Annotated in this window: 17 protein-coding genes and 2 tRNA genes; 9 read left to right on the forward strand and 10 right to left on the reverse strand. The window is 72.3% G+C overall.

What is annotated here, in order from left to right; translation table 11 throughout:
- The first annotated feature begins 8 nt into the window (after nt 1–8).
- Nucleotides 9–581 (forward strand): DUF5709 domain-containing protein, encoded by a 573-nt coding sequence (locus tag ACQPZK_RS26620; RefSeq protein WP_433535556.1) that lies wholly within the window; start codon nt 9–11, stop codon nt 579–581.
- 8 nt (nt 582–589) lie between these two features.
- Here the strand turns inward: ACQPZK_RS26620 and ACQPZK_RS26625 are convergent, their stop codons facing one another.
- The gene (locus ACQPZK_RS26625; RefSeq protein WP_433539329.1) at nt 590–1237 is read right to left on the reverse strand and encodes a response regulator; all 648 of its coding nucleotides are present in this window, start codon (nt 1235–1237) and stop codon (nt 590–592) included.
- Between the two features lie 14 nt (nt 1238–1251).
- Nucleotides 1252–2376: a MacS family sensor histidine kinase gene (gene macS / locus ACQPZK_RS26630; RefSeq protein ID WP_433535557.1), complete on the reverse strand. Its 1125-nt coding sequence runs from the start codon at nt 2374–2376 to the stop codon at nt 1252–1254.
- A gap of 119 nt (nt 2377–2495) precedes the next feature.
- Between macS and ACQPZK_RS26635 the strand changes: the two genes are divergently transcribed.
- A complete protein-coding gene (locus ACQPZK_RS26635; protein WP_433535558.1) occupies nt 2496–2936 on the forward strand; it encodes an ATP-binding protein in 441 nt (146 codons plus the stop codon).
- A 144-nt stretch (nt 2937–3080) separates the two neighbouring features.
- On the opposite strand, the gene ACQPZK_RS26640 is transcribed toward ACQPZK_RS26635, so the two are convergent.
- Complete coding sequence (locus ACQPZK_RS26640) at nt 3081–4019, reverse strand: ribose-phosphate diphosphokinase (protein ID WP_433535559.1); 939 nt, start codon at nt 4017–4019, stop codon at nt 3081–3083.
- Nucleotides 4020–4096: 77 nt separating this feature from the next.
- Here ACQPZK_RS26640 and glpK point away from each other — a divergent pair, with 77 nt between their 5' ends.
- The 3 genes from glpK (at nt 4097) to ACQPZK_RS26655 (ending at nt 6545) form a co-directional block, all read left to right on the forward strand.
- Entirely contained in the window at nt 4097–5581 is a 1485-nt protein-coding gene (gene glpK, locus ACQPZK_RS26645; protein WP_433535560.1) for a glycerol kinase GlpK, read from the forward strand.
- Between the two features lie 3 nt (nt 5582–5584).
- Nucleotides 5585–6007, forward strand: a complete 423-nt coding sequence (locus ACQPZK_RS26650; protein WP_433535561.1) for a DUF3592 domain-containing protein — start codon at nt 5585–5587, stop codon at nt 6005–6007.
- An 88-nt stretch (nt 6008–6095) separates the two neighbouring features.
- Complete coding sequence (locus tag ACQPZK_RS26655; RefSeq protein WP_433535562.1) at nt 6096–6545, forward strand: YbaB/EbfC family nucleoid-associated protein; 450 nt, start codon at nt 6096–6098, stop codon at nt 6543–6545.
- A 21-nt stretch (nt 6546–6566) separates the two neighbouring features.
- Here the strand turns inward: ACQPZK_RS26655 and ACQPZK_RS26660 are convergent, their stop codons facing one another.
- Nucleotides 6567–7016: a hypothetical protein gene (locus tag ACQPZK_RS26660; protein WP_433535563.1), complete on the reverse strand. Its 450-nt coding sequence runs from the start codon at nt 7014–7016 to the stop codon at nt 6567–6569.
- Between the two features lie 104 nt (nt 7017–7120).
- Here ACQPZK_RS26660 and ACQPZK_RS26665 point away from each other — a divergent pair, with 104 nt between their 5' ends.
- Nucleotides 7121–7414, forward strand: coding sequence for a hypothetical protein (locus ACQPZK_RS26665; RefSeq protein ID WP_433535564.1), 294 nt, complete (start codon nt 7121–7123; stop codon nt 7412–7414).
- A gap of 17 nt (nt 7415–7431) precedes the next feature.
- Nucleotides 7432–8328 (forward strand): hypothetical protein, encoded by an 897-nt coding sequence (locus ACQPZK_RS26670; protein ID WP_433535565.1) that lies wholly within the window; start codon nt 7432–7434, stop codon nt 8326–8328.
- A 16-nt stretch (nt 8329–8344) separates the two neighbouring features.
- On the opposite strand, the gene ACQPZK_RS26675 is transcribed toward ACQPZK_RS26670, so the two are convergent.
- On the reverse strand, nt 8345–9178 hold the full coding sequence (locus tag ACQPZK_RS26675) for a phosphoribosylaminoimidazolesuccinocarboxamide synthase (RefSeq protein WP_433535566.1): 834 nt from the start codon (nt 9176–9178) through the stop codon (nt 8345–8347).
- A gap of 148 nt (nt 9179–9326) precedes the next feature.
- Here ACQPZK_RS26675 and ACQPZK_RS26680 point away from each other — a divergent pair, with 148 nt between their 5' ends.
- Nucleotides 9327–10658, forward strand: a complete 1332-nt coding sequence (locus tag ACQPZK_RS26680) for an ABC transporter substrate-binding protein (protein ID WP_433535567.1) — start codon at nt 9327–9329, stop codon at nt 10656–10658.
- A gap of 65 nt (nt 10659–10723) precedes the next feature.
- Here ACQPZK_RS26680 and ACQPZK_RS26685 read toward each other — a convergent pair whose 3' ends face one another.
- Complete coding sequence (locus ACQPZK_RS26685; protein WP_433535568.1) at nt 10724–10972, reverse strand: hypothetical protein; 249 nt, start codon at nt 10970–10972, stop codon at nt 10724–10726.
- A gap of 211 nt (nt 10973–11183) precedes the next feature.
- Here ACQPZK_RS26685 and ACQPZK_RS26690 point away from each other — a divergent pair, with 211 nt between their 5' ends.
- Nucleotides 11184–14915, forward strand: a complete 3732-nt coding sequence (locus ACQPZK_RS26690) for a S8 family serine peptidase (RefSeq protein WP_433535569.1) — start codon at nt 11184–11186, stop codon at nt 14913–14915.
- Between the two features lie 107 nt (nt 14916–15022).
- Here ACQPZK_RS26690 and ACQPZK_RS26695 read toward each other — a convergent pair.
- The 4 genes from ACQPZK_RS26695 to ACQPZK_RS26710 form a co-directional block, all read right to left on the reverse strand.
- Nucleotides 15023–15099: transfer RNA gene (locus ACQPZK_RS26695), tRNA-Met, on the reverse strand.
- 141 nt (nt 15100–15240) lie between these two features.
- A tRNA-Met gene (locus tag ACQPZK_RS26700) sits at nt 15241–15314 on the reverse strand.
- Between the two features lie 59 nt (nt 15315–15373).
- On the reverse strand, nt 15374–16309 hold the full coding sequence (locus ACQPZK_RS26705; protein ID WP_433535570.1) for a hypothetical protein: 936 nt from the start codon (nt 16307–16309) through the stop codon (nt 15374–15376).
- Complete coding sequence (locus tag ACQPZK_RS26710; protein WP_433535571.1) at nt 16299–16808, reverse strand: SigE family RNA polymerase sigma factor; 510 nt, start codon at nt 16806–16808, stop codon at nt 16299–16301. Before ACQPZK_RS26710 ends, ACQPZK_RS26705 begins: the two co-directional genes overlap by 11 nt.
- Nucleotides 16809–16923: the final 115 nt, after the last annotated feature.

Raw genomic sequence — 16923 nt, forward strand, 5'->3', positions numbered from 1 at the left:
GATCAGACATGCGCGACAACGAGTACCCGACCCCCGTGTCCGACCCCGAGGCGAACGGTCTGCCCGACACCGCCGATGACGACTCGTCCGCCAACGACGACGTGCTCACCGGGCGTGAGGCGGACGGCCCCGAGCCGGCCCAGCTGCCCGGGGACCGGACGCCGGTGGCGGTGGACCGCTTCGGGACGACCGCCGAGGAGCAGCTCGACGGGGAGTCGTTGGACTACAAGCTCGGTCGGGAGGTGTACGAACGCCCGGTGGACGACCCGCTCGCCGGCCCGGTCGACCCGAAGATCGCCTTCGAGGCGGAGAACGAGGCCGCCGCGGCGGAGGCCCAGCTCGACGCCGACGTGATGGACCCGGGTCCCACCTCGGATCCCAACTCCCCGGTCTCCCTCTACGACCACGGTCAACTCGGCACGGTCGCCGACGCGACCGTGGGCCGGCTGGTGGAACCGGACGAGGGGGCGCACACCGACCAGGAGACCGACTCCGTGGCGTACGACGCCGGCTCGGCCGGTGGCGGGGCGACCGCCGAGGAGCTGGCCATCCACGAGACCGAGCCGCCGCGCTCGGTCTGAGGCGCGCGCTAGTCGTCCAGGCCGCGCTCGATGGCGTAGCGGGTCAACTCGACACGGTTGTGCAGGTGCAGCTTGCCCAGCGTGTTCTGCACGTGGTTCTGCACGGTGCGGTGGGACAGGCCGAGCCGCTGGGCGATCTGCTTGTACGACATCCCCTTGGCCACCAGTCGCAGCACCTCGGTCTCCCGACCGGTGAGCCGGGGCGTCCCCGGCTCACCGTCGTCGGCGGTGTCGGCCTCCGGCCCGGCGGCCAGCCGGCGGTACTCCCCCAGCACCAGCCCTGCCAGGCCGGGCGTGAAGACCGGGTCGCCGTCGGCGGTGCGGCGTACCGCGTCGAGGAACTCGGCCGGCGCCGTCGACTTCACCAGGTAACCGGTGGCGCCCGCCTTGACCGCGTCGAGCACGCTCTGCTCCTCGCCACTGGCACTGAGCATGAGTACCCGCACGTCGGGCAGTACGGCGCGCAGCCCGACCACCACCTCGACACCGGAGATGTCCGGTAGTTGCAGGTCGAGCACGACCACGTCGGGTCGGACGGCGGCGGCGACCCGGACCGCCTGCCGCCCCTCGCCGCTGGTCGCCACGACCAGGAAGCCGGCCTCCGCCAGGTCCCGCGCCACGCCCTCACGCCACATCGGATGGTCGTCGACCACCATCACCCGCACGGCGGTCACGGCCGTGCCCTCGGCACGGTCAGCTCGATCTCGGTGCCGGCGTCGGGGCTCGACATGATCCGGACCGTCCCGCCCAGGTCGGCGACCCGGCCGCGGATCGATTGGGCGACACCCAGCCGCCCCTGCGCGGCGGCCTCGGCCAGCCTGCCCTCCTCGATGCCCGGCCCCTCGTCACGGATGGACACGGTCACGGTCTCCCCCTCGTCCTCGATGAGCACCCAGGCCCGTCCCCCGGCGTGGCGACCGACATTGTCCAGAGCCGCGCCGGTGGCGGCCGCCAACTCGCCGGCCACCTGCCGGGGCAGGGTCACCGGGGTGGCGGGCGCCGAGAGCGACACCGCCGTCGAGGCGTACCGGCCGAGCAGGTCCCGCAGGTCCACCGCGTCCGCTCCGGTGACGGCGACGGGCGTGGTGCCGACGATCAGGGCGCGTAGCGCGGCCTCCTGCTCACCGGCGAGCCGGGCCAACTCGCCGGCCTCGCCGGGCAGGTGCGCGCCGCGCCGCTGCACCAGCGCCAGCACCTGGAGGACCGAGTCGTGGATGTCGCGGGCCAGCCGCTCCCGCTCCCGGGTGGCCGCCTCCATCTCCACCGCGTGTTGCAGGCGTTCCTCGGCGGTCGCGGCGAGCCGGGCGACGTGCCCGACCACCACCCCGGCGAGCAGCAGCAGGATCACCCCGGTGAAGGAGGACTGGCCGATCCGCTCCCGGGTGGCCAGGTCCGCGCCGGCCACCAGCAGCGCGGCCACCGTGCCGCGCCGCCGGCCGCCGGAGACGGCCCAGGCCAGCACCGGGCCGGCCATCCAGGCCACCCCGAGAGTGGGTACGCCGTGACCGAGCGCCTGCCGCCCCACCGCCCAGGGGCTGGACAGCACGATGGCGATCACCACGCCGAGGTCTGCCAGCAGCAGTGGCCAGCGACGCCAGGCCGGTCGGGCGTACGCGACGGCGGTCACCCCGGTCCAGATGACCATCACCAGCACCAGGGCGCCGACGACGATCGGGTGGGCGTACCGGTCGACGTCGCGTACGGCGAGCACGCCGACGTACGCGAGGGAGGCCAGCCGGAACACGGTGAGCGCCCGCCAGAGCGGCACCTCGAAACCACCCGGCGGCGACGGCATGGCGGTCAGGATGCCACAGCCGGGTCGGTATCGCGGGGCCACGTCGTGCGGTCCAGGAAACCCTGACGTACGGTTAAAAAGCCGCGAAGTATTCCGAGATCCGCTGCCGGGACAGGGCCATGACGAACGCAGATCCGCACGCACCGCGTACGGTTGTGCCCATCGAACCCTCCCTCCTGATCGCCGAGGCCTTCGACCAGGCCCAGGTGACCGAGATTCGACACTCGGTCACCTCCTGCGCGCACGCCTGCGGCCTCGACGGCCAACGACTGGACGACTTCGTGCTCGCCGTCAACGAGCTGATCACCAACGCGGTGCGGCACGGCGGCGGGCGCGGGTGGCTGCGGCTCTGGCGGGAGCCCGGCGAACTGCTCTGCGAGGTGGCGGACCACGGGCACGGCATCACCCCGCAGCGGCTGGGTGACCGGCGCCGACCCGCCCCGGAAACCGCCGGCGGGTGGGGCCTCTGGCTGGCCCGCGAGCTGACCGACGCCATGGAGATCGCCACCAGCTCAGCCGGCACCACCGTCCGAATAACCACCACCCTCCCCCAGCCCTAACCCCCACCCCCGTCGCCCCCGCGGCCCCACCCCCCGCCGCGTCGATCTTGCACTTTCGGTGGCGACAAAGCGGCCCCAAGGCGACATTCGGGCAACAGAAAGTGCAAGATCGGCGAGGCGGAAGCGGGGGCGGGGCGGGGGTGTTTAGCCGAAGAGGGCGGAGACTGACTCGCCGTTGTGGATCCGGCGCACCGCCTCGGCCAGGGCGGGGGCGACTGAGAGGACTTGGAGTTTCGCTACCCGCTTCTCGGCCGCGATGGGGACGGTGTTGGTGCAGACGATCTCCAGTACGCCGTCCTGTTCGCTGAGCCGGCGCAACGCGTCGCCGGAGAACAGGCCGTGCGTACAGGCCAGCCGGATCGAGCGGACCTTCAGGTCACGCAGGTGCTCCATCAACTCGATCACAGTGCTGCCCTTGGCGATCTCGTCGTCCAGCACGATGACGTCCCGGTCGGCGACCTCACCGATCACCGCGCTGATCTTGACCAGGTCGTCGCTGAACCGCTGCTTCGCGCCGGCCGCGACGGGCGTGCCGAGCAGGCGGGCGAAGGCGGCCGCCTCCTTGGCGTTGCCCAGGTCGGGCGAGACCACCACGGTGTTGCTCAGGTCGTAGCGGCGGAAGTGCGTGGCCAACTCCCGCAGCGCGTGCAGGTGGTCGACGGGGACGCTGAAGAAGCCGTGCACCTGCGGCGAGTGCAGGGTCAGTGCGAGCACCCGATCCGCTCCCGCCGAGGTCAGCAGGTCGGCGACGAGCCGGGCGCCGATCGAGATCCGGGGCGCGTCCTTCTTGTCCGAGCGGGCGTAGGCGTAGTGCGGCAGCACCACCGTGATCCGGCCGGCGGACGCGCCGCGCGCCGCGTCGATCATCAGCAGGAGCTCGACCAGATTTTCCTGCACGGGTGGCACCAGGGGCTGGATCAGGAAGACGTCCCGCTCCCGGCAGTTGGCCTGCAACTGCACTTCGAGACAGTCGTTGGCGAACCGGGAGACCCGTACCGGATGCAGCGGCACCCCCAGGTGGGCGCAGATCTCGGCGGCGAGGTCGGGGTGGGCAGTTCCACTGAAAACGGCGATGTCGCGCACGTTCGCACATCGTAGGCGACGTGGCGGCCGACGTGACGCTTGTCGCACCATGCCGCCGCTGCGGGTACGGTGCTGCCGTGACCCCCCAGTACGTCGCCGCCATCGACCAGGGCACCACCTCCTCGCGGTGCATCGTGTTCGACTCCGCCGGTGAGATCGTCGCCGCGGCCCAGCGCGAGCACCGGCAGATCTTTCCCCGCCCCGGGTGGGTGGAGCACGACGCCGAGGAGATCTGGGACAACGTCCAGCAGGTGGTCGCCGAGGCGCTGCGGTCCGCCGGTGTCGATCCGTCGGGGCTCGCCGCCGTGGGCATCACCAACCAGCGGGAGACCACCGTCGTCTGGGAACGGGCCACCGGCCGGCCGGTGGCCAACGCCGTGGTCTGGCAGGACACCCGCACCGGGCCGCTGCTGCGCGAGCTCGCCTCGGCGTACGGCGAGGAGTGGTTCCGGGCCCGCACGGGTCTCCCGCTGGCCACCTACTTCGCCGGCCCGAAACTGCGGTGGCTGCTCGACGAGGTCGACGGCCTGCGCGAGCGCGCGGAACGCGGTGAGGTGCTGTTCGGCACGATGGACAGTTGGCTGATCTGGAAGCTCACCGGCGAGCACGTCACCGACGTGACCAACGCCAGCCGGACCCTGCTGATGGATCTCACCACCCTCGACTGGGCTCCGGAACTGCTGGACGCGCTGGGCGTGCCCGCCGCGATGCTGCCCGAGATCCGCTGCTCGGCCGAGGTGTACGGGACGGCCGGCGGCGTCCTCGCCGGGGTGCCGGTGGCCAGCGCGCTCGGCGACCAGCAGGCCGCCCTGTTCGGGCAGACCTGCTTCCAGCCCGGCGAGGCCAAGTGCACCTACGGCACCGGCAGCTTCCTCCTGCTCAACACGGGGGCCAGCCCGGTGCCGTCAACGCACGGCCTGCTCACCACGGTCGCCTACCGGATCAAGGACCAACCACCGGCGTACGCCCTGGAGGGCGCCATCGCGGTCACCGGATCGCTGGTGCAGTGGCTGCGGGACAACCTTGGGCTGATCTCCTCCGCGGCCGAGGTGGAGGACCTGGCCCGCAGCGTGGACGACAACGGCGGCTGTTACGTCGTACCGGCGTTCTCCGGTCTCTTCGCTCCGCACTGGCGCAGCGACGCGCGCGGGGTGATCGCGGGCCTGACCGGCTACATCACGAAGGGGCACCTGGCCCGGGCGGTGCTGGAGGCGTCGGCGTGGCAGACCCGCGAGGTGGTCGACGCGATGGACGCCGATTCCGACGTGGCGCTGCGCCGGCTCCGGGTGGACGGCGGGATGACCGCCAACGCGCTGCTCATGCAGTTCCTCGCCGACGTGCTCGACGTCCCGGTGGTCCGCTCCCGGATCACCGAGACCACCTGCCTCGGCGCCGCGTACGCCGCCGGTCTGGCGGTGGGCTTCTGGCCCGACCTGGCCACCCTGCGCAAGCAGTGGCGCTCGGATGCGCAGTGGGAATCGACGATGGCCCCGGAGCTGCGGGAGAGGGAGTTGCGTCAGTGGCGCAAGGCCGTGCAGCGCACGCTCGACTGGGAGGAGTGAGTCATGCCGCAGGTGGTCCTGATCATCCTGGCGGGCCTCGGCCTGGCCGGGATCGCGTACGCCCTCGTCCGGTTCCGGCGCGACCTCGGCCTGCTGCGTCGGGGCCTACGGACGCCGGGTGAGGTGGTGGAGCTCCGTCCGGTCACCCGGGGGAACGGTCCCCGCACCTACTATCCCGTGGTGCGGTACCGCCTTGCCGACGGTTCCGAGGTGACGGCGACGCCGGGGCGCTTCCGGCAGACCCCGCTGTCGGCCGCGCCCGGGCCGGTCACCGTGGTGTACGAGCCCGAGCGTCCGAACCGGATCCTCGTCGAATCGCCGAGCGTCGTGGGAAGGTCATCGGTGCTGGTCCCGTTCGTCTCGCTGCTCACCGTCAGCGTGACCGTGCTGCTGGTCGGCGTCGGGATCTACGTGAGCCTGGGCTGATCCGCGCTCCACAATGGTCCGACCCCCCGTCGGTGGGCCGCGGTGGGTACCGTCGGCCGGTCAGTCCGACGACAGCGGGAGGGGCACGATGAGCGGGCCGATCGGCGGCACACCGAACACGGACGTGATGGCGCAGTTGGCCGCACGGATGCGGGAGCAGTTGAGCCGCGGCGAGGAACTGCGCGGCCGGTTGACCGGATTGACCGGTCACGCGGAGAGCGAGAACGGACTGGTCCGCGTCACCTGCACCGCCGACGACCCGGCCCGGGAACTCCACATCGACCCACGGGCCCTGCGACTGCCCGCCGCCGAGTTGTCGGAGCTGGTCGCCGGTCTCCTGCGCGAGGCTCGCACCGACCTGGCACGGGCGACGAGCGAGGTGATGCGCGAGTTGGGTGGTCCGGCCGGGCCGGCGACGCTCGTGCACGATCCGGCGGCGGCGCAGGCGAAGCTGGCGCAGCTCAACGACATGGTCAGCGGGCCGCTCCGGGAGAGCACGGAGATGCTGGAACGGCTGCGGCGGCAACTGGGGGTCTGACGGACGCCGGCCCGGAGCGGGTCAGCGGGCGCGCCGCACCCGCTTCGCGGCCGCCCGCAGGAACACGACGGCGAGCGCCACCGTCACCGCCAACAGGACCACGCCCACCATCAGCGGAGCGATGAGCCAGGCCATCAGGCTGACGGTGGCCCGATCGCCGTTGGCCCAGCCGTCGACCCGGTCCCCGGCGTGCGGGGCGCCGCCGCCCACCGGGCCGGTGACGACCCGCCCGTCGGACATGCTCCAGGTGCCCCGGCAGCGCTCGGTCGCCTTCGGACCATCGAATTCACAGGATTCGACCTGGATGCTGACCCGCTCGGCGCCGATCAGATTGCGACCGAGGCCGATGGGCAGCACCAGGAGGACCAGGAGCATGAGGATCGGCACCAGAACCCGCTGCCAGCGCGGCCGGCGGGCCATCCGGGTCACGTAGTCGTCCGGGGGCGTCGACGCGGACGGTCCGGCTGCCATGGGTCGCAGGCTACCAGCGACGGGCACTCACGCCCATCCATGATCCTGTTAGGCTGTCCGCGCTCCGGCACCATGGACATCGATCACGCACACGGGGAGAGTCGATGATCGAGGTTGACCCGCCGGCGATCCGCGCGCTGGGCGAGACGATCGAACGTCAGGTCGGGCCACCCCTCGACGCCTGCGCCGAGCTGCTGACGTCCGCCCGCGCCATCGAACACAGCAACTTCACCTCGGTGGTGCCGCAGCTCGCGGTCGCGTACGTGGGCGCCGTCGAGTTCGTCGAGGAGCAGTTGCGCACCAAGCGCGAGCACCTCGCCGAGGTCCGGTCCCGGTTGGGCCGTACGGCGGACAACTGGGAAGCCGCCGAGACCGCCAGCACCATCGCTCCCCGCTGACGACGCCGGAGACCGACATGGCAGACCCCACCTACCCCGCCGCCGCCGCGAAGATCGCGATGGCGGAGATCAGCCTGGCCGCCGCGGTCATCCCCGCCGCCTGGCCGATCGCCCAGATCGTCTACTTCAACCAGTGCGACCCCGAGACGATCATGCGCAAGGGCGGCGACTGGTTGGCCATGTACGACCAGCTCGGCACCGCCCACGGCAACCTCGACGACGCCATCGCGACCCTCACAGCGGCGCAGTGGAGCGGCAAGGACCGCGACGCGTTCGGGGTGCACATCAACGCGTACGGCGCGCAGGTCGTCGGCACCCAGGTCCTCACGGTCACCGTGGGCGTCACCATGCTCTGCGTCGGCGCCGCCCTGCTCTGCCTCGTCGTGGCGTACGCGGTGGTGTCCACCATCCTGGCGGTCTTCGCGGCCTTCATCGCGGCGGCCTCGGCGACGGTGGTCGGCGCACCGGCCGCGGCATCCGCCCTGGCGACGGCGAATTCGTTCGCCGCGTCGGCGCTCAGCTTCCTGAAGGGGATCGAGACGATGGCCGAGGCGGTCGCCACCGGCGGGGCGGCGGCCATCGCGGGCGCGGCCGCGTTCGACGTCGGCGCCCACCTGGGCAGCGGCGACACCGATGTGCTCAAGGATCTGGTCCAGGCCAGCGTCGACGGGCTCGACAACGTGGCCGCCGGGTTCCTGTCCAAGTGGGAGCGCGACTTCGTGGGCTACGGCATCCACAGCGGCGCCCGGCACGCGGTCGGTTCCCCGACCGGGCCTGGCTACCTCGTCTACGGCGGCGGCACCCAGGTCGCGCCGGCCGGTACGGACGGCGACGGGGACACCGTCTGGGGCACCTCGGGCGTGGTCGACAACCTGTGGGCCCGGCTGTTCGAAGGCGACGCCTGGAACCACTGAGAGCCCGGGGCCGCATTCACTCCCAGCGGTTGCCGGTCAGCTTCTCGTACACCTCGACGTAGCGGGCGCGGGTCGCCTCGACGACTTCGGCGGGTACGTCCGGCGCGGGCGGTAGCTTGTTCCAGCCGCTGCCGGTGGCCCAGTCCCGCACGTACTGCTTGTCGTAGGAGAACTGCACACGGCCCGGCTGGTACGACTCGGCCGGCCAGAACCGCGACGAGTCGGAGGTCAGCAACTCATCGGCGAGCACCAGGGTGCCGTCCGGCGCCCAGCCCAATTCGATCTTGGTGTCGGCGATCAGGATGCCCCGGTCGGCGGCCAGTTCGGCCCCGCGCCGGTAGACGTCGAGGGTGATCTGCCGCAGCCGCTCGGCGGTCTCCTGGCCCACCTTGGCCACCACGTCGTCGTACGTGATCGGCTCGTCGTGCTCGCCGGCCGGCGCCTTGCTCGATGGGGTGAAGATCGGCTCGGGCAGGATCGACGCCTCGCCGAGCCCTCGGGGCAGCGGTACGCCGGAGACCGTGCCGGTGCTCTCGTACTCGCGCAGGCCACCGCCGGTGAGGTAGCCGCGGGCGACGCACTCCACGGGGACCATGTCGAGCCGCTGGCAGCGGATGGCCCGGCCGGCGAACTCGGCCGGCACGTCGGTGGCCGAGATGACGTGGTTCGGCACCAGGTCGGCGAGCTGCTCGAACCACCACAGCGAGAGCGCGGTGAGCAGTCGACCCTTGTCCGGGATCGGTGTCGGCAACGGCACGTCGTAGATCGAGATGCGGTCCGACGCGACCAGGATCAGGTCGTCGCCGTCGGCGTACACGTCCCGGACCTTGCCCGAGTGCAGAAGTTCCACGTGCCCTAGTACACCACGTGACGCCGCCGGGTCCGTTCCGGCCACCCCTGGGCCCACGGGCCGGCCGGGGTGACCGGACGGACGTTGACACCCTCCTGCGCTGCCTGCGTGAATGGTCCGACCCCGTCCGTCGGTGCCAGGAGACCCCGTGCCCGCTGTTCGTCCCCCGATCGACCGGTTTGACGCCGACCCGGGCCGACGCCGGGTGCTCTCCGCGCTGTTCGGCGCTCCCCTACTGGCAACCGCCGGACTGGCCGGGTGCAGCGACGGCGCGGAGACCTCGACCGGAAACGGGCCGGTCGAGCTGTCGGTCTTCTGGTGGGGCGGGGCGAAGCGGGCCGAGCTGACCGAGAAGGTCCTCCGGCTGTACTCGGAGCGCAACCCCGGGGTCACCTTCCGGGTGACCTGGCAGGGCGCCGACGGCTACTACGAGCGGCTGGCCACCCAGGCGGCCGGGGGCAACGTCCCGGACCTGATCCAGCTCGACGACTCGATGCTGGCCGAGTACACCCAGCGCCAGATCACGCTCGACCTGACCGAGCCGATCGCCGCTCACCGCCTGGACCTGCGTGGCCTGCCGGAGGGTCTGGTCCGGTACGGCACGGTGGATGGGCGGACGACCGGTATCGCCGCCGGGCAGACACTCGCGGCCGTGGTCTTCAACCGGGACCTGCTGCGCGAGCTACAGGTGCCCGAGCCGCGCAGCGGGATGTCCTGGGCGGACTACATCGCGTGGGCGCAGCTGGTCACCGAGGCCAGTGACGATCAGGTGGCCGGCACGATGGACGCGTCCGGCGACTACCGCGCGCTCTGGCTGTGGCTCCGTTCCCAGGGCGGCGAGTTCTACCGGGGTCGGGAGCTGGGCTTCGGCGCCGACGAACTGATCGCCTGGTTCGAGCTGTGGCAGCGCGCGCGGGCCGGCCGGGCCACACCGGGCGCGGCCCTCGTCGAGCAGGCCGACAGCGGGGAACCGTCCCGGCAGCCGGTGGTCACCGGCCTCACGGCCGCGTCCTTCGCCTGGTCCCACCAACTGCCGGAGCTGCAACGACTCACGGACTCCGAGCTGGGCGTGGTGGGCTTTCCCGGGCCGTCGGGCGCGCAGTGGGCCCGCGCGTCGATGTACTGGGCCGGCTTCCACGGCACCCGGCACCCGGACACCGTGGCCGACGTGATCAACTTCTTGACCACCAACGGCGAGGCCGGCACGGTCCTCGGCCATGAGCGGGGCCTCAACCCCAGTCTCGCCGTCCGCCGGTACACCCAGGGCAGCATCACCGACCCGGCTCAGCAGCGCGCCGCCGCTCTCGGCGACAGCCTGGCCGACCAGCTCGGGCCGGCGCCGTCGCCGCCGCCCAAGGGCCACGCCAAGGTACGCACCCTGCTGGTCACCGCCGCCGAGCGTGTCCGGGTCCGGCGGGACGGCACCCGCGAGGCCACCGCCCGCTTCCTGTCCCAGGCCATCGGCGCCCTGGCGGGCTGAGCCGGGGTCGGCAGCGCGGCGGGCGAGCCTCGACGGATCGGCGCGGCGGCCCGAGCTCCGACCGATCAGCGCGGCGGGCCGCCGCGACGGTTGCGCGTGAAACGCAGCACCAGGAACACGATGATCGCCACCACCACGAGGCAGCACAGCAGACCGAGGAAACCGAAGCCGCCGCCACGGCGTCGCCGCGCCGCCTCCACCACCAACTCGCCGGTCCCCGTGGACGCCCACGCCGCGACCGGCACGAAGACCGCCAGGACCACCGCACCGAGGACCGCGCTGAGCCGGCCCCACCACTTGCCGAATGAAGACATGCGCCCATCCTCGCCGAAGGACGCAACCTCGGCACGGTGGTCCACGCCGAATTCACGGGACCGGGCACGGCCGCCCGCGCAATCCCCCCGCAACCTCACGGTAAACGTGATGATCTTTACATGAATGCATTCAGATGATCGGATTCGGCAACTGGTCATCTCTGGAGGCACTGTGCGGCTCTCTCTCACCCGAAGATCTGCGGCAGCAGCGGTGGGCGTCACCCTCGTCACCGCTCTCGTCACCCCGACGACAGCCCACGGCGCTCCGGCGTCCCCACCGCCGACGGCACCGACGGCCCGGGCCGCGGACGCCCACGGCGCACCCGTGACGGTCACGATCATCACCGGCGACCGGGTGACCGTCACCCCCGGGCGCGACGGCACGCCGCCCACGGTGGACGTTGCCCGCCCGTCGGGCGCCACCGGCTCCGTACGCGTCGCCACCGAGGACGGCGACACCTACGTGTATCCGGACGAGGCGTTGCCGTACCTGGCCACCGGTCGCCTCGACAAGCAGCTCTTCGACGTCACCCAACTGATCGCGCAGGGCTTCGACGACGCGAGGGCCGGCGCGCTCCCCCTGATCGTCACCCGCACCGCGGGCTCGGCGGCGCTGCGCACCCGTACCGACCTGCCGGGCGCGGAGACCACCCTGGACCTGCCGTCGGTCCGTGGCGAGGCGATCCGCGCCCGCCGCCCGCAGGCCGCCGACTTCTGGTCCGCCCTCACCGGTGGCAACCGGCCCGGCGCAGCGGGGTCGACGGCCCGCTCCTCCGACCCTTCGACGCCCTCCTTCACGGCCGGCGTAGACAAGGTGTGGCTGGACGGCCGGGCGAAGGCGGCCCTCGCCGACACCACCGCGCAGGTCGGCGCGCCGGCGGCCTGGGCCGCCGGAGGAACGGGCGCCGGCGTACGGGTGGCCGTGCTGGACACCGGAGTGGACACGACCCACCCGGACCTCGCGGACCGGATCGTGGCGTCCCGGAGTTTCATCCCCGGTCAGGACGTCATCGACCGCGGCGGGCACGGCACCCACACCGCCTCCACCATCGCCGGTACGGGCGCTGCCTCGGATGGCCGGGAGAAGGGCGTCGCTCCCGACGCCGACCTGGTGATCGGCAAGGTGCTCGACGACTTCGGAGGCGGATCCATCTCGGGGATCATCGCCGGCATGGAGTGGGCGGCGCGGACCGAACACGCCAAGGTGATCAACATGAGCCTGGGCGTCAGCGCCTGGCACAGCCAGGACGATCCGCTGAGCCAGTCCCTCACCCAGCTGACCGCCGAGACCGGAGCGCTCTTCGTCGTCTCCGCCGGCAACAGCGGTCCCGACCCGTACACCCTGGGAGCGCCGGGGACCGCGGACGCCGCGCTCACCATCGGCGCGGTGGACGGCGCCGACCACCTGGCCGACTTCTCCAGCGCCGGGCCCCGGATGGTCGACGAGGGCCTGAAGCCCGACCTGACCGCCCCCGGCGTGGACGTGCTGGCGGCGCGCTCGCAGCACATGGAGTGGGGCGAGGGCTTCTACCGGCTGGACAGCGGCACCTCGATGGCGGCACCGCACGTCGCCGGGGCCGCCGCCCTGCTGGCGCAGAAGCACCCGACCTGGAGCGCCCGGCAGATCAAGGACGCCCTGATGGGCACCAGCGTGCCCACGCCCGACTACAGCGCCTACCGGGCCGGTAGCGGGCGGCTGAACGTGGCCGCCGCCTACCACCAGGACCAGATCATCGCGACCGGGTCGGTCGACGGCGGTCTTGTCCGGTGGTCGCCCGGCACGCAACCGCAACGGATCACCCGGAAGATCACCTACACCAACACCACCGACAGCGCCATCGCGTTGACGCTCTCCGTCGACGGCGCCGATGCCCCCGCCACGACGTTCACGGCCGGTGCCGCCCGGGTGACGGTGCCGGCGCGGGGCACCTCGACGGTCGACGTCGTGGTGGATCCGAAGGGTCTCGCCCCCGGCCGCTACTCCGCCCGGATCACCGCACGCCACGCGGCCGGCGTCGTGCACACGGCTGTCGGGGTCAGCGTGGAGTCCAAGAGGTACGACCTCACGATCCACCTGAAGGACCGCACCGGCCGACCGGCGAGTGGTGAGATCGAGATCGTCGGCGCCGACGGCGCCTCCACCTTCATGTGGGTGAAGGACGGAAAGCTCGTCAGCCGCTGGGCCCCCGGCACCTACGCCCTGATCGGCGCCGTCGACGTCAAGGGGCTGCACGGCGACGGCTCGCTCGGACTCGCGATGCTGACCGTGCCGGAGTTGGAGCTGACGGCCGACCGGGTCGTCGAACTCGACGCCTCGAAGGCCCGTCAGGTGAAGGTAGCGACACCTCAGCCGACCACCATCACCAACAGTCGTATCGACATCTACCGCTCGTTCACGTCCCCCGAGCCGGTCCCCGGCGACACCGGCGCCCTGCGCACGTTCTGGCCCGGACCCACCTACGACAGCCTGTGGGCGCTGCCGACCAGGGCCACGGTACGACAGGGCAGCTTCCTCTTCAGCACCCGGATCCGGGCCGAGCAGACGCCCCTGGAGATCATCCGCAACGGCCGACGCACCGGTGACCCACTCGCGCAGCCGGGTTCCCGCCCGCTGGCCGACGGCACCTCGCGCCTGGACGCCGTCTTCGCCGGCACCGGCTCGACGGCGGACTACACCGGCGTGTCGGCCCGGGGCAAGGCCGTCGTCATCCGGCGGGACGACGACGTACCCCCGTCGGAACGGGTGCGGGCGGCGACCGCCGCCGGCGCGGCGTTGCTCCTGGTCGTCAACGACGGCCTGGGCCGGGCCAGCGAGTGGTACGGAAATTCGGACGGGGAGACCGACGGGCCGCTCCCGGTCGCGTCGCTGGTCGCGGGCGAGGGCGAGGACCTGATCGCCAAGGTCACCGCCGCCGGCCGCAGCGGGGTACGCCTCCAGGTCACCGCGCACCCCTCGTCGAGATACCTGTACGACCTGGTCGACTACCACCGGGGCGGCATACCCGCCGACCCGTCCCCCCGGACGGACCCCAGGCACCTCGCCCGGATCGACCTCGTGTTCGCTCCGCCGCCCGGCAAGCCGGCCGCCGAGTCGCGGACCGACTTCCCGCCGTACCTGTACGCGGCCGCTCCCTCGTTCCGGTTCCAGCCGGTGGCCCCCGGGCCGCGCACCGACTGGGTGTCCACCGGCGACGGCATCCGGTGGAAGCAGTACGCGGACGTCATCTGGTGGGGTCGGTCGAACACGGATGAGATCGCCTACCGGCCGGGCAGCGTCCAGAAGGACCGCTGGTTCGGCCCCATCACCCGACCGCGCCTGCTGAGCTACGACATTCCGTTCCGCGGCGAGTTCGGGATGAGCGCCTACATCCAGGGGTTCGGCGACGCCGGGACCGCACACAGCGGCGGGGCCCCGATGCTGCAACGGATCTCGCTCTACCAGGGCGACAGGCAACTGACGCAGTTCGAGAACTGGCCGGAGTTGTTCGCCGGTGACCTGCCGGCCGAGAAGTCGCCGTACCGGCTGACCGTCGAGACGGAGACCAAGCCGGAGTACAGCCCGTACTCCTCGACCACGCGTACGGACTGGACCTTCTTCTCCGCTGCCGGCCCGGACGTGCAGGCGATACCGCTGGCCCAGTTGGACTACACCGTCGACGTGGACCTCGCCGGTCGTGCGCCGCGCCGCAGCGACCTCACCATCACCCCGGTGGTAGTGGGCAGCACGGCCGCGAAGGACGGGCTCTCCTCGCTCGGCCTCGAGGTGTCGTACGACGACGGACGCACCTGGCAGCGGCAGAGCCTCAAGGAGCGCAAGGGCGCCTGGACGGCGGCCCTGAACGCACCGGGCCGGGCCGAGTACGTGTCGATCCGGGTCACCGCCGCGCAGCGTAACGGCGGCGGTGTGACCCAGACCGTCATGCGGGCCTTCGGCCTGCGGTGACCTGCGTGCGGGGGCCGGTTCACGCCGGCCCCCGCCGCGTCGGCGGCGACGTCGACCGGAACGACGGAACCCGGCCCCCATCAGGGGACCGGGTTCCGTCGTACTCGTGGTAGCGGGGACAGGATTTGAACCTGCGACCTCTGGGTTATGAGCCCAGCGAGCTACCGAGCTGCTCCACCCCGCGTCGGCTGTTCAAGCTTAACCCATTCGCCCCGGCGATGATCAGCGGGGGTCACCGGCGGGCCAGCACGGAATCCGTCCGCGCGAGGATCCGACGATGCGAAAAGCCCGCCTCCGAAAGATCGGAGACGGGCTTTTCAACTCGTAGCGGGGACAGGATTTGAACCTGCGACCTCTGGGTTATGAGCCCAGCGAGCTACCGAGCTGCTCCACCCCGCGTCGGCTCGCTAACCGTAGCGCACCGACCCGGGGCACCGCAAAGCGACTCCGATACCGCGTCAACGGAGCCAGTTCTCGATCGCCGCCACCGCCCGTCGGCTGTCGGCGTCGACCTGCGCGCGCTCGGCGGCGGTGTACTCCCAGCCCTGCTCCCAGAGCACCGTCACCACGTCGCCGACCCGGATCGCCCGGACCAACCGCACCTCGTCCGCGCCCGGGTCGCCGATGCCCTGCGGGTACGGGGCGCGCAGCTCGAACAGCACCGACTCGTCGCCGTACGCCCCCGGGTCCAGGAGTCGCTGCCGCCAGACCCTGGTGTCGTCGGGCATCTTCTGCTCGGGGCACGCGCGGACGGCCTGCCGCAGCTCGCGCAGCGCGTCGTCGGCGTGTCCGGGCCGGTAGATGGTGATGCTGTGCCGGTAACTGCCGTCCGGCACACTGCCCGCCCGGGTCTCCGGCCGCTTGTAGGCGATCGACCGGGCGCGGCGCTGCACCACCGCCGACTCGCTGGCGTGGCGATCGCCGCACAGCGTCGGCAGGACCGGCCCCGCGGCGGTCGATTCCAGCCCGGTCCGGTTGGCGGCCGCCAGGACGAAGAAGGCCCGGTCCGGGATCGAAGTGGGCGGGGCGACGGTCGGCGTCGTCGGGGGCGTACCCCCTGGTGTGGCTCGCAGCGGCGGGGAGGACGAGCGCGCCGCCGTGGACGGCATGGGCGTCGCGGACGCCGACGGGACGGGCGCGGGGGTCGCGCCGGTCGGCGGCGCGGCCGGCGTGGCGGCCGGTGGCGGCAGCGGCGCGGACCCGTCCACGGGAAACACCAGTCGTCCGCCGACGGTGATTCCACCGAGCAGCACCGCCACCGCCAGCGCGCTACCGGCCGCTCGGACGCGGGCCCGCCGGTCGGCGTGCCGCCGGACCACCTCGGGATGTGCCACCGTCACGTCGTCCGCGGCGACGGTGAGCGACCGGTACAGGTCGGGAAGTTCAGCGGACATCGTTCGCCTCCAGTTCGTCGATGTGGACGTCGGGCAGCAGGACGGCCAGTCGGCACCGACCGCGGGACAACCAGGACTTGACCGTGCCGACCGGCACGTCGGCCTCCCGGGCGATCTCCTCGACCGACATGTCGAAGAGGTAGTGCAGCGCCAGCGCCTGTCGCTGCGCGGCCGGCAGTTGGCGGAGCGCGCCCACGAGCAGCACCCCGTCCTCGCCCGGTGGGGGCGCGGTCTGCGGCGGACCAGCGCGGCTCAACAGGACCCGCCGACGGTGGAGGTGCCGCCAACGGTCGTTCGCCAACCGGGACACCACCAGCCGCAGCCACGCCTCGGGCGCCGGATGCTCGGCGAGCCGCCCCCACTGCCGCCAGGCCCGCGCGAACGCCTCCTGTACGACGTCCTGCGCCTCGGTGTGGTCACCGGTCACCGCGTAGCCGTACCGGATCATCCGGCGGACGGTGCCACGGTAGAAATCGTCGAAGCTCTGTGCGTCCCTCACGACTGCCCCCTTGTCCGCGCCCCCGATGCATCACTGACGGCGGGGAGTCGGCCGGGGTTGCGGGTCGGCCGGACAAAGCGTGTCGGAGAGGCGACAGGCCGGCATACCGTACGGA

It is taken from the genome of Micromonospora sp. CA-249363 (assembly GCF_050950185.1).
Taxonomy (GTDB): domain Bacteria; phylum Actinomycetota; class Actinomycetes; order Mycobacteriales; family Micromonosporaceae; genus Micromonospora.